The 2,196-nt window shown below is 46.3% G+C and carries 5 protein-coding genes; all 5 read left to right on the plus strand.

What is annotated here, in order from left to right; all coding sequences use genetic code 11:
• A partial coding sequence (locus WCO51_12680; GenBank protein ID MEI6514108.1) for an uL14 family ribosomal protein occupies positions 1 to 227 on the plus strand: 227 nt, incomplete at its 5' end.
• A gap of 355 nt (positions 228 to 582) precedes the next feature.
• The gene (rplE, locus tag WCO51_12685) at positions 583 to 1,122 is read left to right on the plus strand and encodes a 50S ribosomal protein L5 (GenBank protein ID MEI6514109.1); all 540 of its coding nucleotides are present in this window, start codon (positions 583 to 585) and stop codon (positions 1,120 to 1,122) included.
• A gap of 15 nt (positions 1,123 to 1,137) precedes the next feature.
• Positions 1,138 to 1,323 carry a type Z 30S ribosomal protein S14 gene (locus tag WCO51_12690; GenBank protein ID MEI6514110.1) on the plus strand — a complete coding sequence of 62 codons (186 nt, stop codon included), beginning with the start codon at positions 1,138 to 1,140 and terminating at the stop codon, positions 1,321 to 1,323.
• 13 nt (positions 1,324 to 1,336) lie between these two features.
• Entirely contained in the window at positions 1,337 to 1,735 is a 399-nt protein-coding gene (gene rpsH, locus WCO51_12695; protein MEI6514111.1) for a 30S ribosomal protein S8, read from the plus strand.
• 46 nt (positions 1,736 to 1,781) lie between these two features.
• Positions 1,782 to 2,196: 50S ribosomal protein L6 (locus tag WCO51_12700; GenBank protein MEI6514112.1), on the plus strand; the 415-nt coding region annotated here is incomplete at its 3' end.

The following is a 2,196-nucleotide window of genomic DNA, read 5'->3' on the forward strand; positions in this document are numbered from 1 at the left end:
CTACTGGCCTGGTTAAGAAAGGTCAGGTTTGCCGAGCTGTTGTTGTAAGGACCAGCCATCCAATCAGGAGGGCTGATGGAACTCATTTAAGGTTTGATGATAATGCCGCCGTAATTGTTGATGATGCCTTGAATCCTATTGGATCAAGAATCTTTGGTCCGGTTGCGCGTGAACTGCGAGACAAGAATTTTATGAAGATTATATCGCTGGCGCCGGAAGTGATATAGCGATTGGATAGAGTTAAAGGAAATCGAAATTGAGTATTAAAAGAATAAGAAAGAATGACATTGTGATTGCCGTGTCAGGATCAATTGCAGGGAAGTCCGGGAAAGTTATGCACATATTTTCGGACGGTGATCGCGCAATTGTTGAAGGTGTAAACATGGTGAAAAAATGTCTGCGTAAATCTCAGGATCATCCTCAGGGTGGAATAAGCGAGAAGGAGGCTTCGATACCGTTGTCAAGGTTGATGCTTCTTTGCCCGACCTGTAAGAAGGGTGTGCGAACTGGCAGGGTTAAACACAATGAACAGATGTTGAGAAAGTGCAAACGATGTGCGCACTTGTTTGAGGGTTCAGTCAAATGATGCCGCGATTAAAGCAGAAATATGCCAGTGAAGTGGTTCCTATGCTCAAAGACAAACTTGGAATGACAAACATTCTCAGAATGCCTCGCCTGGTAAAGGTGGTTGTTAACATGGGCATTGCGGCCGGCAAGAAAGATGCGATAAATAATCTTACTGCTGATCTTGCCAAGATAACAGGCCAGAAGCCAGTATTGAATAAGGCTCGGGTGAGTATTTCTAATTTCAAGGTTCGAGAGGGAATGATTGTTGGCGCAAAGGTTACGATGAGGGGCGACAGGATGTATGAGTTCTTGGATCGTCTGATCAGCGTGGCTTTGCCCAGGATCAGGGATTTTCGTGGAATATCACCGAAATCTTTTGATGGGCGAGGAAGTTACACGCTTGGAATCAAGGAACAGACGGTTTTTCCCGAGATCGATCCGAATAATGTAACCGTAACGCAGGGGATGGATATAACAATTGTAACTACAGCTCGCAACGATAATGAGGCGCGCGAGATGTTAAAGCTGCTTGGGATGCCGTTCTCAGGCAATTAGCAGGAGGCTGGGTACTTGGCTAAGAAATCACAAATTGCGGAAGCGAAGCGCAATCCGAAATACAAGACACGCAAGTATCATCGTTGTGTGCGTTGTGGCAGGCGGAGAGCATTTATGAGGAAGTTCAAGATTTGCCGTTTGTGCTTCAGGGAACTGGCAGTGTCGGGTCAGATTCCTGGTATTGTCAAGGCTAGTTGGTAATATCGGAGAGAATATGAATTTGACAGATCCAATTGCTGATATGTTGACGCGTATTAAGAATGCGCTTGCGGCTGGTCTTGAGACGGTGGATATGCACCAGTCAAAGATGAAGGTTGAGGTTGCCCGTATCCTGAAGAAGGAAGGGTACATCAGGGATTATGTGGTTGAGGGGGGAAGCAAGAAGAAGATATTGCGGATATATCTTAAATATACAGAAGAACGTGAACCGGTAATACAAGGCATAAAAAGGAAGAGTAAGCCGGGTTTGCGACTGTATAGCGGAGCCGGAAAGGTCCCGAAAATCATGGGGGGCATGGGTGTTGTGGTTATGAGCACTCCGCTCGGTATGATGACCGGCAAGGAAGCAGTCAAGCGTGGTGTGGGTGGAGAAATTGTCTGTTTAGTCTGGTAAATTGAGTACGGTTGTTGAGGATTGAAATGATTTTTTGGAGTAAAGAATGTCACGTGTAGGACAGAAACCAATAGAGATACCGTCGGGTGTAACTGTAACGGTCAACGGTTCTGACGTTTGCGTTAAGGGGGCCAAAGAGGATCTGGCTATGACCATGGCCTCTGGTGTTTCTGCAGTTGTTGAAGGCGGTAAAGTTGTTGTTACAATTGCTGATGAGGAGAAGGGAAATCTTCACGGGCTGACGCGGACTCTCATCGCTAATATGATCGAGGGTGTTACAAAAGGGTACAGCAAGCAGCTTGAGATTCAGGGTGTTGGTTTCAAGGCGATCCTCCAGGGGAAAGTTCTCTTGTTGTCGTTGGGTTTCTCGAGTCCGGTGGAATACCAGATTCCTGCTGGCATAACAATCACGGTTGATAATGCAACGGCAATATCCATCAAGGGTGCGGATAAACAGATGG

The organism is bacterium (assembly GCA_037131655.1).
Lineage (GTDB): Bacteria > Armatimonadota > Fimbriimonadia > Fimbriimonadales > JBAXQP01 > JBAXQP01.